The organism is Paenibacillus terreus, from assembly GCF_042138595.1.
GTDB classification, from domain to species: domain Bacteria; phylum Bacillota; class Bacilli; order Paenibacillales; family Paenibacillaceae; genus Paenibacillus; species Paenibacillus terreus.
On the sequence record NZ_JBHIRX010000005.1, the window covers coordinates 256531 to 271935 of the forward strand.

Annotated in this window: 14 protein-coding genes; 12 read left to right on the plus strand and 2 right to left on the minus strand. The window is 51.2% G+C overall.

From position 1 onward, the window contains the following. The first annotated feature begins 52 nt into the window (after nt 1-52). The 7 genes from ACE5KN_RS12330 to glnA all read left to right on the plus strand — a co-directional run bounded on the left by ACE5KN_RS12330 (nt 53) and on the right by glnA (nt 7247). Nucleotides 53-607 (plus strand): ribonuclease FAU-1 family protein, encoded by a 555-nt coding sequence (locus tag ACE5KN_RS12330; RefSeq protein ID WP_375523687.1) that lies wholly within the window; start codon nt 53-55, stop codon nt 605-607. Further along, nucleotides 604-1275, plus strand: a complete 672-nt coding sequence (locus ACE5KN_RS12335) for a YdcF family protein (protein ID WP_375523688.1) — start codon at nt 604-606, stop codon at nt 1273-1275. Before ACE5KN_RS12330 ends, ACE5KN_RS12335 begins: the two co-directional genes overlap by 4 nt. A gap of 114 nt (nt 1276-1389) precedes the next feature. Beyond that, a complete protein-coding gene (locus ACE5KN_RS12340) occupies nt 1390-2355 on the plus strand; it encodes an AAA family ATPase (protein WP_375523689.1) in 966 nt (321 codons plus the stop codon). A 320-nt stretch (nt 2356-2675) separates the two neighbouring features. Next, nucleotides 2676-3962 (plus strand): GTPase HflX, encoded by a 1287-nt coding sequence (gene hflX / locus ACE5KN_RS12345; protein WP_375523690.1) that lies wholly within the window; start codon nt 2676-2678, stop codon nt 3960-3962. Between the two features lie 127 nt (nt 3963-4089). After that, the gene (locus tag ACE5KN_RS12350) at nt 4090-5343 is read left to right on the plus strand and encodes a methionine gamma-lyase family protein (RefSeq protein WP_375523691.1); all 1254 of its coding nucleotides are present in this window, start codon (nt 4090-4092) and stop codon (nt 5341-5343) included. An 86-nt stretch (nt 5344-5429) separates the two neighbouring features. Further along, nucleotides 5430-5843 (plus strand): MerR family transcriptional regulator, encoded by a 414-nt coding sequence (locus ACE5KN_RS12355; RefSeq protein ID WP_305754158.1) that lies wholly within the window; start codon nt 5430-5432, stop codon nt 5841-5843. A gap of 75 nt (nt 5844-5918) precedes the next feature. Beyond that, nucleotides 5919-7247 carry a type I glutamate--ammonia ligase gene (gene glnA / locus ACE5KN_RS12360; protein WP_355321776.1) on the plus strand — a complete coding sequence of 443 codons (1329 nt, stop codon included), beginning with the start codon at nt 5919-5921 and terminating at the stop codon, nt 7245-7247. A gap of 561 nt (nt 7248-7808) precedes the next feature. Here the strand turns inward: glnA and lexA are convergent. Further along, nucleotides 7809-8435 (minus strand): transcriptional repressor LexA, encoded by a 627-nt coding sequence (lexA, locus tag ACE5KN_RS12365; RefSeq protein WP_375523692.1) that lies wholly within the window; start codon nt 8433-8435, stop codon nt 7809-7811. Nucleotides 8436-8721: 286 nt separating this feature from the next. Here lexA and ACE5KN_RS12370 point away from each other — a divergent pair, with 286 nt between their 5' ends. The 4 genes from ACE5KN_RS12370 (at nt 8722) to ACE5KN_RS12385 (ending at nt 10946) form a co-directional block, all read left to right on the plus strand. Then, complete coding sequence (locus ACE5KN_RS12370) at nt 8722-9087, plus strand: LysM peptidoglycan-binding domain-containing protein (RefSeq protein ID WP_375523693.1); 366 nt, start codon at nt 8722-8724, stop codon at nt 9085-9087. 158 nt (nt 9088-9245) lie between these two features. After that, a complete protein-coding gene (locus tag ACE5KN_RS12375; RefSeq protein WP_375523694.1) occupies nt 9246-9449 on the plus strand; it encodes a DUF896 domain-containing protein in 204 nt (67 codons plus the stop codon). Nucleotides 9450-9562: 113 nt separating this feature from the next. Beyond that, nucleotides 9563-10087 (plus strand): hypothetical protein, encoded by a 525-nt coding sequence (locus ACE5KN_RS12380; protein ID WP_375523695.1) that lies wholly within the window; start codon nt 9563-9565, stop codon nt 10085-10087. 64 nt (nt 10088-10151) lie between these two features. After that, nucleotides 10152-10946: an HAD family hydrolase gene (locus ACE5KN_RS12385; protein WP_375523761.1), complete on the plus strand. Its 795-nt coding sequence runs from the start codon at nt 10152-10154 to the stop codon at nt 10944-10946. Nucleotides 10947-11087: 141 nt separating this feature from the next. Here the strand turns inward: ACE5KN_RS12385 and mtnD are convergent, their stop codons facing one another. Continuing rightward, complete coding sequence (gene mtnD / locus ACE5KN_RS12390; RefSeq protein WP_375523696.1) at nt 11088-11630, minus strand: acireductone dioxygenase; 543 nt, start codon at nt 11628-11630, stop codon at nt 11088-11090. A 318-nt stretch (nt 11631-11948) separates the two neighbouring features. On the opposite strand from mtnD, the gene metH reads away from it, so the two are divergent. Next, nucleotides 11949-15380 carry a methionine synthase gene (metH, locus tag ACE5KN_RS12395; RefSeq protein ID WP_375523697.1) on the plus strand — a complete coding sequence of 1144 codons (3432 nt, stop codon included), beginning with the start codon at nt 11949-11951 and terminating at the stop codon, nt 15378-15380. Nucleotides 15381-15405: the final 25 nt, after the last annotated feature.

Genomic DNA, 15405 nt, shown 5'->3' on the forward strand with positions numbered 1-15405 from the left:
ATCTGCAAATATGGTAAGCTGAATTTACCAATGTTGGAGAGGACAGTCTATCATGAAACGGAAATTCGGAGACAGGGCAAACTGGAGGCGAATAACCAGCCGAAAATTTGCCTGCAAATATGTGCAAAGCGATTCTTTTACCGGGTATGTAACACTGTACACGATGCTGGGGCTGAAAGAACCGTTGTGGAAAACCTACGGCGGCCACACCTTCTGTATTGCGGACAAAGGGTATTCCTGGCTGCAGTATTATCCGAAGGATGCACATTTTGTAGTGACCGCCATGTTTAATGACAAGCAGCAGATTGTGGAGTGGTATATCGATACTTGCCGCAGTCAGGGCGTAACCGATCAGGGTGTACCGTGGTTTGACGACTTGTATCTGGACATTGTCGTGCTCAGCAATGGCGAAGTGTTTCTGGTAGATGAGGATGAGCTGCAGGAGGCGCTCCAGAAGGGGCATATCACGGCCGGTGAAGCGCAATTGGCCAATAAGACGGCTGCGGAGCTGCTGCAGCAGATTGATGCCCACAAGTTTCCTTATTTTCAGATGTCGCTCCGCCATCGGGCGGAGTGGTTTCACAATGGAGAGTTCAAGCGCAAATGAAAGATGTGATGCATGAGCTGCAGCCTGCACCGCACCGTCCTCTCTGGAAAAGGCTGCTCCTCCCGGCTGGCAGGGGAAAAATCGTTACGGTAACAGGGGCGGCCTTGATTATTGCTTTTCTGATATGGGCAGCATTCTTTTTATGGACGATCGGTACTGCAGCAGGCACACCGGATTTGCAGGCTGCGGATGTCGGCATCGTGCTGGGAGCTTCCATGTGGGGGGATTCTCCCAGCCCTGGACTCCGTGAGCGGCTTGATGAAGCGGTCCGGCAGTACAGGAGGGGAAAAGTTAACAAGCTTATACTGACCGGTGGGCTGGATGATCCGTCCTTCAAGTATACGGAAGCGGAAGGCATGCAGCGGTATTTGCTTGACCGGGGCATTCCCGAATCGGACATGGTCCTGGAGAGCAAGGCGACCAGCACGTATGAAAACCTGTTGTACAGCCAAAGAATTATGGAGGAAAAGGACTGGGCCTCGGCGATCATTATCACGCACACATTTCACGGGCCGCGTGCCGCGGAGATTGCGGATTATCTCGGCTATGAGAAACCGCAGCTGGCGCTCATCAAATCCAGGGTGCTGTCCCCCTGGAAGCACCATTCCCGCGAGGTGCTGGCGTATGTAAAATGGCAGCTCGACCGGCTGCAGCTCACCGTGCTGTAAAAACAAGCAATATTGACTCAGCAGGCTTGCAGCAAAATGCTAATAAGGACATGCCGCCTTGAATACATTTGTGTAAGGGACCGAAGTCCGAACAAATATCGAGGTGATGGATGCATGAACGGACGGGGAGCAGCCGCCGGTAAGCGGCCGGAGGAGAGACCTTCCAGACAGATCAATGTCGTAATCCGCAGCCAGGAGCCTCCAAGCACGCCTGAAGCCGATACAGCTGGGGCTGTCAAAGAGCTTCCTTACTACAGCATGTACCAGGAAATTCAAAAAGAACTGGATCAGCTGGTCGGACTGGACAGCATTAAAGAGCTGGTATTCGAGATTTACGCTTTCCTGCAGATTGCAAAAATGCGTTCGGAAGCCGGGCTGCAGAGCAGTTCGCACGTATATCATATGATATTCAAAGGAAATCCCGGCACGGGAAAAACGACAGTGGCCCGGATTGTGGCCAAAATGATGCAAAGAATGGGTGTGCTCAGCAAAGGGCATTTGATTGAAGCGGAGCGCGCGGATCTGGTGGGTGAGTATATCGGACATACGGCGCAGAAAACACGGGATTTGGTGAAAAAGGCGCTGGGCGGCATTTTGTTCGTGGATGAAGCTTACAGTCTGGCGAGAGGCGGGGAAAAGGATTTTGGCAAAGAGGCGATTGATACGCTTGTGAAGGCGATGGAGGATCAGAAAAACCAGTTCATTCTGATCCTGGCCGGATACAGCGAAGAGATGGACTTTTTTCTGAGCACCAATCCCGGCTTGCCTTCGCGTTTCCCGCTGCAGCTTGAATTTCCCGATTATACGATTGACCAGCTCATTCAAATCAGTGAATTGATGGCCAAGGAACGGGATTATATTTTAATGCCGCAGACCATTTTTAAATTGAAGCAGCATTTGATCACCGCCAAGGAGGAAAGCCTGCATAATTTCAGCAACGCCCGTTATGTGCGCAATGTGATCGAAAGATCGATCCGCCATCAGGCCGTGCGGCTCTTGAATCAATATGCCAGCGGACAGCCGGGCAGACTGGAGCTGATGACGCTGCGCCCGGAGGATTTGAAAATCGGGAAGAAATAGACGATAATAGGATTCTCCATGGAAGTTTTACCAAGGCCGGCCTGTATTCAGGTCGGTCTCTGCACGAGATGAGACCTATTGCCAAAAGGTGTGTGTTCAAAAAGTCAGGTTTTCAGCACCGAAGCTTATGCTTCCGAAGTGCGTTTTTTCAAAACGCTGGAGTTGGATGAAGCTAGGGACTGAGGAGCGGAGCGTACATGGGGTACGTGAGCCCCGGAAGTCCTGGCTGAATTCAAGATTCGATGTCGAGTCCGCTTCCTGACTTCCTTCGTGATCAAAAGATGACTTTTTGAACTACCTCAATAAAGGAGCTGATGTTCATGGCGAATTCTACATACGATACACAAACCGAGGTTCAGGATCGTGCCGTTCTGGTCAGTCTTGTAACGGATCAAGTAAAGCGCAGCGGGGTTGATCCCCAATACTCGCTTGATGAATTGGTCAAGCTGGCGGAGACCGCCGGTGTGGAGGTGCTGAGCGTGCTCAGCCAGAACCGGGAAACCCCGGATTCCAAATGGTTCATCGGCAAGGGCAAAGTGGAGGAGCTGCGCGCCATTGGCGAGACGCTAGGGGCCAACACGGCCATTTTTGACCAGGAGCTGTCCGGCGCCCAGGTACGTAATCTTGAGATGACCCTGGATATGAAAATTATTGACCGCACCCAGCTTATTCTGGATATCTTTGCACAGCGGGCCAAGACCAGAGAAGGGATTATACAGGTTGAGCTGGCACAGCTCTCCTACCTGCTGCCACGCCTCTCCGGGCAGGGCAAAAATTTGTCCCGTCTCGGCGGCGGCATCGGTACGCGCGGTCCGGGGGAAAGCAAGCTTGAAACGGACCGCCGCCATATCCGCGGCCGCATCGGTGAGCTGAAGCGCCAGCTGGAGGAGGTAACCCGCCATCGGCGGCTGCACCGGGAACGCCGTCAGAAGAGCGGAATTGTCCAGGTGGCTCTCGTCGGTTATACGAACGCCGGCAAATCAACGCTGCTGAAATCGCTGACGGCGGTGGATGTGTATATTGAAAATCAGCTATTTGCGACGCTTGATCCGACATCGCGGACGATGGAGCTGCCGAGCGGCAAAGAGATTGTGCTGACCGATACGGTCGGTTTCATCCAGAATCTCCCTCATGATCTGGTCGCCGCTTTTCGGGCTACACTTGAAGAAGTGAACGAGGCCGACCTGGTGCTGCATGTGGTGGACGCTTCCTCAGATATGCGCGAGGATCATATGAAAGTGGTGCATAGCATTCTGGAGGAATTGGGTGCTGCCGATAAACCGCAGCTGGTTCTTTTTAACAAGAAGGATGCCTGCACTCCGGAGCAGCTGGAGATGCTGCCTTCCGGTGAAGGCTACCTGAAAATCAGCGCCTTCGATGAAGGGGATTTGCTCCGCATCAGGGAGACGGTGCAGAACGCCGTAACCGGCGAAACGAGACGCTTCCGGATTCCGGCGGATCGCGGCGATCTGACTCCTGTGCTGTACCGTATTGGTGATGTGATCACCACCGAATATGATGGCAATGACGTTCTGTACGAGGTGCGCATTCAAACAGGGGAGTATGAAAAATACGGCCACGTCCTCGAAAACTTTACAGAAGGTTAACATTTCGTGGCGTGTCCAGGTTATTTTAATAGGAGCTTTATGATACAGGTTAGATAAGCTGCAGGTTATATGATCCGGCGGATCTAATCAGTTATCGGGATTGCATGAAGAGGAGACTTGAGAGGGAATGGCCTTATTTTCAGAGGAAATTGAACGCATCAGGGAAGAAGCGGAAGCAAAGATCAAAGACAGGCTGCAGTTGGTTGACCGGATTGTGGACCACAATCAATGGAAGGTCATTGCGGCTTTTCAGAGCCGCCAGGTGAGCGATTTTCATTTTGCCGGCTCTACCGGATATGCCTATAATGATCGCGGCAGGGAAGTGCTGGATGAAGTGTATGCCCTCGTATTTGGCGCGGAAGCGGCGCTGGTCCGCCCTCATTTCGCGTCTGGTACCCATACGATCGCAACGGCGCTGTTTGGCGTGCTGCGTCCCGGTGATGAACTGCTGTATATTACAGGCCGCCCGTATGACACGCTGCATAAGGTGATTGGGACGCCGGGGGACGGAACGGGCTCGCTTCAGGATTTTGGCGTGACCTACCGTGAGACGGCGCTGACGGCGGATGGACAGGTTGATTGGGGACTGGTGGAGTCGTCCATTACGCCTGCAACGAAGGTCATCGGCATTCAGCGTTCCCGCGGTTATGACTGGCGCTCTTCATTCTCTGTTGCGGATATCGGAGAGATGGTTCGGCGGATCAAAGCGATCCGCAGGGACCTGATCGTGTTCGTCGACAACTGCTACGGGGAATTTACGGAAGAGCTGGAGCCTACCGAGGTAGGGGCGGACCTGATCGCAGGGTCGCTTATCAAAAATCCGGGCGGAGGCATTGCCGAAACCGGCGGTTATATCTGCGGGCGAAAAAAGTACGTCGATTTGGCCGCATACCGTCTGACGGCACCGGGGATTGGCGCCGAGGTTGGCGCAATGCTGGGGACGACACGCAGCATTTATCAAGGCCTGTTTCTGGCCCCGACGCTCGTGGGACAGGCGGTGAAAGGCAGCATTTTTGCAGCCGCCGTATTTGAAGCCATCGGTTTTACAAGCAAGCCGGCCTGGGACGAGCACCGGACCGATCTGATTCAAGCTGTCTCCTTCGACGGACCGGAGCATCTGATTGCTTTTGTGCAGGGGATTCAAAAGGCTGCCGCCGTAGACAGCCATGTGGTGCCGGAGCCATGGGATATGCCGGGATACGAGCATCCTGTTATTATGGCGGCAGGCACCTTCATACAGGGAGGCAGCCTGGAATTGTCCGCGGATGCGCCCATTCGGGAGCCGTATATCGGCTATATGCAGGGCGGGCTAACGTACTCGCACGTCAAATTTGGCGTATTGAAGGCCCTGCAAACGATGAAGGATCGTAATTTACTGTGAGTTTACCTAACACGCCGTTGACATTTTACATCAGGTAAATGTACAATGGGGTCAGTAGAAAAGATCACTGGAAGGTTGATGAAACGATGGGTGACGAAATTCGCAGAAATATGGCCTTGTTCCCGATAGGGATTGTGATGAAGCTTACCGATTTGTCCGCAAGACAGATTCGCTATTATGAGCAGCACAGCCTGATCGTTCCGGCGCGGACCTCAGGCAACCAGCGGTTGTTTTCCTTTAATGATGTGGAACGATTGCTAGAAATTAAAGCTTTGATCGAAAAAGGTGTAAATATAGCAGGAATCAAGCAGGTGATGAACCCTGTCAGCAAGGAATCCGAGGAAGCGACGGTCATCACGGCCGATACGGAGGTCAAGCGCCGCGAGCTGTCCGATACGCAGCTGCATCGTTTGCTGAAGCAGCAGCTGGTAGCAGGCAAGCGGCCGGGACAGGTATCGCTCATTCAAGGGGAGCTTTCACGCTTTTTTAATAATAAGTGAGGCAATGATCTTGCTTCTGATGTAAAGTCCTTTTGAATATCGTCCACACATAACAGATAAAAGGAGAGGTTACACTTGAGTTACACTAAAGAAGATATTCTCCGCATTGCGCAGGAAGAGAATGTGCGTTTTATCCGTCTGCAGTTTACGGATTTGCTCGGAACGATCAAAAACGTGGAAATTCCGGTAAGCCAGCTTGAGAAGGCACTGGATAACAAAATGATGTTTGACGGCTCTTCGATCGAGGGTTATGTGCGTATCGAAGAATCCGATATGTATTTATATCCTGATTTGGATACCTGGGTCATTTTCCCTTGGGTAGCCACGGATCGTGTTGCGCGTCTTATCTGTGACGTTTACATGCCCGACGGATCCCCTTTTGCCGGAGACCCGCGCGGCATTCTGAAGAGGGTGTTGAAGGAAGCGGAGGAAATGGGCTTTACGTCCATGAACGTGGGGCCTGAACCCGAATTCTTCCTGTTCAAAACCGATGAAAAAGGAAATCCGACCGAAGAGCTGAATGACAGAGGCGGTTACTTTGATCTCGCTCCTACAGACTTGGGGGAGAACTGCCGCCGCGAAATCGTGCTGACTTTGGAAGAGATGGGCTTTGAAATCGAAGCTTCCCACCACGAAGTGGCTCCTGGGCAGCATGAGATTGACTTCAAATATGCCAACGCTATTAAAGCAGCCGACCAGATTCAAACGTTCAAGCTTGTGGTGAAAACGATCGCTAGACAGCATGGCCTGCATGCAACGTTCATGCCAAAGCCGTTATTTGGTGTAAATGGTTCCGGTATGCACTGCCATCAATCGCTGTTCCAGGGCGGCGAGAATGCTTTTTATGATGAAAATGACAAGCTCGGCCTGAGCCGGACAGCCCGCCATTATATGGCCGGTATTCTGAAACATGCCCGCGCCATGGCGGCAATTACGAACCCGACTGTGAACTCGTACAAACGTCTTGTGCCTGGTTATGAAGCACCTTCTTACGTGGCCTGGTCTGCAAGCAACCGCAGCCCGATGATCCGTATACCGGCTTCGCGCGGTCTGAGCACTCGTGTTGAAGTTCGCAATCCGGACCCTGCCGCCAATCCTTATCTTGCGCTGGCTGTAATGCTTAAAGCAGGTCTGGATGGTATCAAGCGCGAGCTTTCACTGCCAGCGCCAATCGACCGCAACATTTATGTTATGACGGAAGAGGAACTGGTGGAAGAAGGGATCGCCAGCCTGCCGGCTGATCTGAAAGAGGCGCTTGGCGAGCTGCTGCGCAGCGAAGTCATTGCCGACGCGCTTGGCGACCACGCTCTTGCATATTTCTACGAGCTCAAAGAGATCGAATGGGATATGTACCGCACTCAGGTACACCAATGGGAGAGAGATCAGTATTTGACTCTATACTAAGGGAGAGAGTCCCTGGCGTGCCAGCGCTGGGGGCTTTACCTTTTTAGGTGGGAAAAAACGTACAAAAATGAAGTTTGGACGGAAAAAAGCCTTGGAGTGCCAAGGCTTTCGGGTGTGAATAGTCACAGTTGCATGAGGCTGCTTAGCGGCCTCTTCTTTTTTTGCCGACAGAACAGATGTAGCAGCTTGGGTCGTTTCTCACGGATACAGGAAATACATGATGCGGAACTGCAACCGGATGGCAACGGTTGATCACTTCAATGGGGTGAACTACCGGAACGACCGTTGGATAATAGCGATCATTGACGAATCGAATTGGAGGGTAGACGATGGGTCCTGCTGTTGGATAAAAAGACATACTGACAACTCCTTTCGGATATGTTGATATAACATATGCCATTTAGCCGCGCTTGACTGGACAATTGCCTGACGGCAGGCATTCATCAGCATTCGCACAGAAGCAGAATCAATCAGTTATTAGTTTAACTTTAGATAGACAGAAACACCCCTGCATTTATGCTGGATCGCACAAATGCAGGGGTGTGTTCGGTCTAAGATGGTCTAGTGGAAATCCCTGAACAAACCGACTACCTTGCCCAGTATGCTGACTTTGGTCAAGCGGAGCGGTTCGTATTTCGGATTCTCGGGTTGAAGCCGAACATGATCTTTCTCTTTGTAGAAGGTCTTCACAGTTGCTTCGTCATCCTCGGTCATCGCCACGACGATGTCTCCATTATTGGCCGTTTGCTGCTGTCTTACAATAACAAAGTCCCCGTTGGTGATGCCGGCTTCAATCATACTGTCCCCTACAACAGACAGCATAAACATCTTGTCATCACCAACAAATTGCTGAGGCAGTGGAAAATAATCCTCAATATTCTCCGTAGCCGTAATCGGAAGGCCTGCGGTTACCTTGCCGACCACCGGAACCCGGGTTACCGTGTAGTTGAACATATGTGTCTGATCCGAATCCTCCTGGCCAAGCAACTCAATGGCCCGCGGCTTGGTGGGATCCCGGCGGATTAGCCCCTTCTTCTCGAGCCGGTCAAGATGTCCATGGACAGTAGAGCTGGAAGCAAGTCCGACCGCCTCCCCAATCTCTCTTACAGAGGGAGGATATCCCTTTAAGCGAACCTCATTACGTATAAATTCCAAAATTGCCTGCTGTCTGCTGGAAATCTTAGACATGTCCCATCAACCCCATTTAAGTAACGTTTGGGAAAATTATAACATAGAACTGCCGTTCGTACAAACATAAGTTCTGAAAGTCGGCAAACAATTTGCAGAGGCAGAGTATCAGCTGTTCAGTAAGCTGTATAGCCGTAAACCGGGCTTTTACAGTTACGTTTTTCTCGTGAAATCAGGAAATATTAAAAATAGGGAACCTGTGTTCTAATTTTCGCTTGAACAAAACATGTGTTCGTGTTATAGTGTTCTCGAAATAAACAAGAACAAATGTTTGGAGGTTGTTAACATGTTAAAATACAGCTCCTATCAAAGCATATATAATACGGCCGTGGCGCAGGGTGGACACACGGGCGGTAGAACCGCAGGGCAGAACAGTAGTCCACTGATCAGCATGCTTCGTTTATTCGTTGCCGTAATTGTGCTCTGGATTTCTTTTGCCGGCCTGTTTACAGTATTTGCAGGTTCGTCCGATTTGCATGCATCCAATGAGAAGGTGGTTGTGCTTACGGGGGACACGCTGTGGGGAATTGCACAAGAACATAAACCGGACTACATGGATACGAGAGTTTATATAGAAGGAATTATTCGGATCAACGGGCTCGAAAGCTCCGGAATCAGGGCAGGAGATGTGCTGCTGCTGCCGGAATTTTGAGGGTTTGCCTGCTGCAGCCGAATCATATATATAGTTCTCAACATATGGGATTATGACGAATATGAACGAATGGAACGGAGCTTGCGGGGGAACCTTGACAAGCTCTTTTTAACGTGTCAAAGTGTATAATATCTTTGCGTATTTGGAGGGGACAAAATTTGGATATTGACAGCTTGGTGGCGCGCATTAATGAGCTGGCGCGCAAAGCAAAAGGAGAGGGCCTGACCGAAGCCGAAACAAAGGAGAGAGCCGAGCTTCGTGAAATTTACCTGGGTAACATCCGCCGAAACTTCCGGCAGCAGCTGGAATCCATCGAATTTGTGGATGAAGAGCCGGACAATGGCAAAGGACCGAAGCATTAAATACATTTATAACGATATACAGCCGGTACTTGGGTCCGGTCCGCTTGCCGGCGGCCCGGGCAGAGGCACCGTCACTATATAACCGTTACTATTTAGAGGAAGGAAAAGTGCATATGGCCGGTTCATTTGAAAGAAAAGTTCGCAAAAACATGGAGAAGGTGAACAAGCAGCGTAAAAAGCAGGGGGGCCAACCGATCGGCAGCAGCACGGGAAATGCTGGTGATACATATTATGGGCGCAATCTGACGGTTCCGATTATGCTGGTGGGCCTGTCCGTCCTGTACCTGGTCTTGACCATGTTCTGGACACAGGTGGGCATGAGAGGTATGGATTGGCTTGTGTTTGGGCTCTATATGCTGCTCGCGGTCGTATTTTTTCTCCGCCGTCCGTATTTGCGGGTTGGCAAAAACACGCTGTATACGCTGAAGGGCGGAAGGGAGCGTTCCATGCCTGCGGATCAGATTAAGAGCATCCAGGTCCAGTCCGGATATGTTATCGTTGAGAAGCAGGGCAAAGGCGGCAACTGGATTTTCAACAAAACGCTGGGCCGTTATGATATCGAGACAATCGCGGAACGGCTTGAGAAATTTGCAGCCGCCAACCAGCTTCCGTTTCAAGCGGAAGGGTCAAATAAGTAATCACGCACGGGGAACAGGATACAGCAGCCATCAGGTTAATTGAATGAAGGAGTGGACGAGCGGGATGACGATTGAAGCGGTCATGTTTGATCTGGATGATACGCTGCTTTGGGATGAGCGCAGTGTTGAGGAAGCATTTGCGGCGGTATGTCAGACGGCCTCCAAGGCAACCGGAGTGGATCCGGTCAAGCTGGAGGAAGCGGTAAGGACAGAAGCCAGATTACTTTATGAATCCTATGAAACCTTCCCTTTTACCAAAATGATAGGCATTAATCCTTTTGAGGGCTTGTGGGCAACCTTTGCCGGGGGAGATCAGCCTGAATTCCGGCAGCTGGAACAGCTGGCACCTGTTTACCGCAAGGAATCCTGGAAAAGAGGACTCGAAAAAGTCGGGGTAGCCGATGAAGAGCTGGCAGGCAATCTTGCCGAACAGTTCGGGATTGAACGGAGAGCGCGTCCGATTGTATATGAAGAAACATTCCAGGTGCTTGATGAGCTCAAGGGCAGATATAAGCTGCTGCTGCTGACGAACGGATCTCCTTCACTGCAGCAGGAGAAGCTGGATGGAGTGCCGCGGTTGATCCCTTATTTTGATCATATCGTCATTTCGGGTACGTTCGGCAAAGGCAAGCCTGATCCCTCCATTTTTGAGCATGCTTTGGGGCTGCTCGGAATCGAACCTCATATGGCGGTCATGGTAGGCGACAAGCTGACGACGGACATCAAAGGTGCGCTCGCAGCAGGGGTACATGCGGTATGGGTGAACCGGAACAGCAGGACGAATACGGAAAACATTCAGCCTGACTTTGAAATCGAGCATCTTGCTGAGCTCGAGAGTGTAATTCAATCGTTATCCTGATCATAAACCGTCCGGGCGCGAAATGCGCGCCAGGCGGTTTTTCAATTTTCTGCTCACCAATAAAACAACCCTGCTAGCCGGCCGGAACGGACTGCGCAACAGGGTTGTTTACAATTTTTTTTGTGCGGATAGATATTTTTATTAGGCCTTAACGAAGGTCGGATCATCATAGTTGTGTGCCACCCATCCGTTTTCCTCAATAAAGAGACGGACAGCCACAATTTTCTGATTTTCCATCAAAGTAAAGAAGTGTGGTGTATTTTCCGGTACGGAAATGACATCACCAGGCGACAATTCCACATTAAAATAACCGAGATCGTCCGCGCCTTTGATGATAAAAATGCCTTTGCCGCCCACAATGGCGCGGATTTCATCTTCCGTATGGGTATGGATGTTTTCAAATTTGGCCAGCAGCTCTTCAAGATTCGGAGTTGCTTCGGACAACGTGATAATATCCCAAATTTTATAACCGCGGCGGGCAGCCAGGTCTTTGATTTCGCTGTCGAAGGTGCTCAGAATCCGGGCTTTTTGTTCATCAGATAAAGTAAAATTCTCCTTAAGCTCGTCAGGGAGCTTGCTGATGTCCCATTTCTCATACAGTACCTCTTGCTTGGCCAGAAACTCCTGCACACCAGCCTCATCGCTGATGCGTTCATTTGTATTGCGGATTACGATCTCAGCCATACTTCTCCCTCTTTTCCACTTGGAATTAATTATGCATTATAGCGAATATCAGATCACATGTCGATGTGAATTTGATATATTTTCCCCATTATATCATGGTGATTGTAAGGAACGGGCAGAGGATACGCTTATAAGTATCCTCCATTGGACCTGTATATGGAGACGGACTATGATATGAGAAAGTTTTCGCTTCCGACTTATAGAATAGTTGAGTTCTGTTGAATACTATAGATCCTAGATATCGACAGTTGTATGTATTCAAGTGGAAGCGTTTCTGCTAAACTAAGATTTAACGTTTTGCGAGGGGGAACAAGGGCAATGAAAGAAAGTTTGCAGCATGCGATACAGCAGCGGATACTTATTCTCGATGGTGCCATGGGCACGATGATACAGCAGGAGGAGCTGACCCCGGCGGATTTTGGGGGTGAGGAGCTCGAAGGCTGCAATGAAATGCTGGTGCTCACGAGACCGGACGTCATTCAACGGATTCATGAGCAGTACCTTGAGGCAGGGGCGGATTTGATTGAAACGAATACGTTCGGCGCTACTTCGGTTGTCCTTGCCGAATATGACATTTCAGATAAAGCGCGAGAGATCAATCTCGCTGCAGCCCGCCTCGCCCGTGCGGCGGCGGATGCCTTCCAGACACCGGACAAACCCCGGTTTGTGGTAGGGGCTATGGGACCAACAACGAAAACGCTGTCTGTTACAGGCGGTGTAACCTTTAACGAGCTTGTTGACAGCTACGAGGAGCAGGCGCTCGCTCTGATCGAGGGCGGGGTGGACCTGCTGCTGCTTGAAACCTCACAGGATACATTAAATGTAAAAGCAGGCAGCATAGGAATCCGGCAGGCGTATGACAAAAGCGGAATTGAACTGCCTTTGATGATTTCCGGCACGATTGAGCCTATGGGCACAACACTTGCCGGTCAAAATATCGAGTCTTTCTATATATCACTTGAGCATCTGCGTCCGATTTCCATCGGATTGAACTGTGCGACTGGTCCCGAATTTATGAGGGACCATATCCGCTCGCTGGCAGACATGTCGTCCTCTGCGATCAGCTGTTACCCTAACGCAGGGCTTCCGGATGAAAACGGCCAATATCATGAATCTCCGGAATCGCTGGCGAGAAAGTTGGGGGGATTCGCGGAAAAAGGGTGGCTGAACATTGCTGGAGGGTGCTGTGGTACGACACCCGCCCATATCCGGGCGATGGCCGAGGAAATGGCAAAGTACCCGCCCCGTTCTCTGCACGGGCAGCATCCGCCTGCGATTGCGGGCATTGAAACGGTCTACATTGAGCAGGACAACCGCCCTTATATGGTCGGGGAACGGACGAATGTTCTCGGCTCGCGCAAGTTCAAGCGTCTGATTGTGGAAGGCAAATATGAGGAAGCGTCGGAAATCGCCCGTGCGCAGGTCAAGAGCGGAGCTCATATCGTGGATATCTGTGTACAGGACCCGGACCGTGATGAAGCGTCCGACATGGAAGCTTTCCTGAAGCTTGTCGTCAACAAAGTGAAGGTGCCGCTCATGATCGATACGACAGACGCTGCCGTAATTGATCTAGCACTGAAATATACGCAAGGAAAAGGAATAATTAACTCCATTAACCTTGAGGACGGGGAGGAAAAATTTGAGAAGGTCGTGCCTTTGATTCATAAGTATGGAGCGGCTGTTGTGGTCGGCACGATTGATGAGCAGGGGCAGGCCATTAAAAGGGAGGATAAGCTGGAGGTAGCCAAACGGTCATATGATCTCTTGGTGAACAAGTACGGCCTTTCTCCTGAAGACCTGATTTTCGATACGCTTGTATTCCCGGTCGGAACGGGAGATGAGCAATATATCGGCTCGGCCGAGGAGACCATTGAGGGCATCCGGCTCATTAAAGAGGCGCTTCCGGGCGTGCACACCATTCTCGGCGTCAGCAACGTCTCCTTTGGTTTACCGGAAGCGGGACGCGAGGTGCTTAATTCCGTGTTCCTCTATGAATGCACCAAAGCCGGGCTGGACTATGCCATCGTCAATACGGAGAAGCTGGAACGCTATGCTTCCATTCCGGCACATGAGCGAGAGCTGGCGGAGAACCTGATTTACAACACGAATGATGAGACGCTGGCGCTCTTTGTGGCGGCTTTCCGTGACAAAAAGGTGGAAAAGAAGCAGCAGGCCTCGAATCTGACGCTTGAAGAACGTCTGGCCGCTTATGTGGTGGAAGGCAGCAAAGAGGGGCTAATCCCAGATTTGGATGAGGCTTTAAAGAAGTATGCCCCGCTGGAAATCATCAATGGACCGCTCATGGCGGGCATGGAAGAGGTTGGGCGGCTGTTTAACAACAATGAGTTGATTGTCGCTGAAGTTCTGCAAAGCGCTGAAGTGATGAAAACTTCCGTGGCGCATCTTGAGCAATTCATGGAGAAGACCGAGAGCTCGGTAAAGGGTAAAATCATTCTCGCCACCGTTAAAGGGGACGTTCACGATATCGGAAAGAACCTGGTTGAAATCATTCTCTCCAATAACGGTTACCGCATCATTAATCTGGGTATAAAAGTACCACCGGAACGGATTATTGAGGCATATCGCGAAGAAAAGGCGGATGCCATCGGTCTATCCGGCCTGCTGGTGAAATCCGCGCAGCAGATGGTCGTGACCGCCCAGGATTTGAAGACCGCTGGGATTGATGCTCCGATCATGGTCGGCGGGGCGGCGTTAACCCGCAAATTTACCAAAAACCGGATCAGACCGGAATACAACGGTCTTGTCCTGTATGCCAAGGATGCCATGGACGGTCTGGATCTGGCCAATAAATTAATGAATCCCGACACGCGCAAGGTGCTGATAGAAGAGGCGGAGAACGAAAAAGAAACAGAGACTGCCGCCGAGCCGAAACCGCTGCCGAAATTGAGCCGTGTCGAACGCTCCAATATCTCAACGGATGTCCCTGTCTATATTCCGCCTGATCTTGAGCGCCATGTGCTCCGCAACTATCCGATCGGCCATATTTTGCCGTATGTGAATATGCAGATGCTGCTGGGACACCACCTGGGCCTGAAGGGCAATGTGGAGCAACTGCTGGCGGCAGGCGACCCCAAAGCGGTCAGCCTGAAGGAGACGGTGGACGACATTTTGCAGTCAGCTGTTATGGATGCGATCATGCAGGCGCACGCGATGTACCGCTTCTTTCCGGCCCAATCGGAGGGCAATGATATTTTGATCTATGATCCGGCTGATGTTAGCAAGGTGCTTCACCGCTTCTCCTTCCCGCGCCAGCAGGTTGAGCCTTACCTCTGTCTGGCGGATTTCCTTAAACCGGTAAGTTCAGGTACAATGGATTATGTCGGCTTTCTGGTCGTTACAGCCGGTCATGGAATCCGCGAGCTGTCCACGGCATGGAAGGATCAGGGGGATTATTTGCGCTCACATGCACTTCAGGCGGTTGCCCTGGAGGTGGCCGAAGGGCTTGCAGAACGGATTCATCATATGATGCGGGACAACTGGGGCTTCCCGGATCCGCCCGATATGACGATGAAGCAGCGGCTTGGGGCAAGATACCAGGGAATTCGTGTCTCGTTCGGCTACCCGGCTTGTCCGGATCTTGAGGATCAGGAGCCTCTGTTCCGTCTGATGAAGCCGGAGGATATCGGAATCGCTTTGACGGAGGGTTTCATGATGGAGCCGGAAGCTTCCGTTTCCGCCATGGTCTTCGCCCATCCGCAGGCTCAATATTTTAATGTGGATAAAGCCTAGGCGGTCTGCGGCAAGCGGGAGGAGT

Excerpts from the sequence above, each read along its gene's own strand:
- ACE5KN_RS12330 (WP_375523687.1), top strand. The coding sequence starts at position 53 with ATGAAACGGAAATTCGGAGACAGGGCAAACTGGAGGCGAATAACCAGC.
- ACE5KN_RS12335 (WP_375523688.1), top strand. The coding sequence starts at position 604 with ATGAAAGATGTGATGCATGAGCTGCAGCCTGCACCGCACCGTCCTCTC.
- ACE5KN_RS12340 (WP_375523689.1), top strand. The coding sequence starts at position 1,390 with ATGAACGGACGGGGAGCAGCCGCCGGTAAGCGGCCGGAGGAGAGACCT.
- hflX (WP_375523690.1), top strand. The coding sequence starts at position 2,676 with ATGGCGAATTCTACATACGATACACAAACCGAGGTTCAGGATCGTGCC.
- ACE5KN_RS12350 (WP_375523691.1), top strand. The coding sequence starts at position 4,090 with ATGGCCTTATTTTCAGAGGAAATTGAACGCATCAGGGAAGAAGCGGAA.
- ACE5KN_RS12355 (WP_305754158.1), top strand. The coding sequence starts at position 5,430 with ATGGGTGACGAAATTCGCAGAAATATGGCCTTGTTCCCGATAGGGATT.
- lexA (WP_375523692.1), bottom strand. The coding sequence starts at position 8,435 with ATGTCTAAGATTTCCAGCAGACAGCAGGCAATTTTGGAATTTATACGT.
- ACE5KN_RS12370 (WP_375523693.1), top strand. The coding sequence starts at position 8,722 with ATGTTAAAATACAGCTCCTATCAAAGCATATATAATACGGCCGTGGCG.
- ACE5KN_RS12380 (WP_375523695.1), top strand. The coding sequence starts at position 9,563 with ATGGCCGGTTCATTTGAAAGAAAAGTTCGCAAAAACATGGAGAAGGTG.
- ACE5KN_RS12385 (WP_375523761.1), top strand. The coding sequence starts at position 10,152 with ATGACGATTGAAGCGGTCATGTTTGATCTGGATGATACGCTGCTTTGG.
- mtnD (WP_375523696.1), bottom strand. The coding sequence starts at position 11,630 with ATGGCTGAGATCGTAATCCGCAATACAAATGAACGCATCAGCGATGAG.
- metH (WP_375523697.1), top strand. The coding sequence starts at position 11,949 with ATGAAAGAAAGTTTGCAGCATGCGATACAGCAGCGGATACTTATTCTC.